The 231-nt window shown below is 51.9% G+C and carries 1 pseudogene; it reads right to left on the reverse strand.

Going from position 1 to position 231, the window contains the following annotated elements:
* Window positions 1–95 precede the first annotated feature (95 nt).
* Window positions 96–231, reverse strand: a pseudogene (nusG, locus tag KVT28_RS27185) (transcription termination/antitermination protein NusG); the annotation flags it as partial.

The following is a 231-nucleotide window of genomic DNA, read 5'->3' on the forward strand; positions in this document are numbered from 1 at the left end:
GATTTATATGCCGTTGCGGGCACATAAAAACAAAAGGCGCGAAATTATACGTAAATTTCGCGCCTTCCGCAAGAGCTAAAAAGTGAACAGAAGGGTTAACCTTTCTCCACCTGAGCGAAGTCGGGTTCCACTGGCGTTGCACGGCCAAAGATGGAAACGGACACTTTCAGGCGGCTCTTCTCGTAGTCCACTTCTTCGGCCACTCCGTTGGAGTCGGCAAACGGGCCGTCG

The organism is Pantoea sp. GbtcB22 (assembly GCF_019091025.1).
In the GTDB taxonomy this organism is placed as follows: Bacteria; Pseudomonadota; Gammaproteobacteria; order Enterobacterales; family Enterobacteriaceae; genus Pantoea; species Pantoea leporis.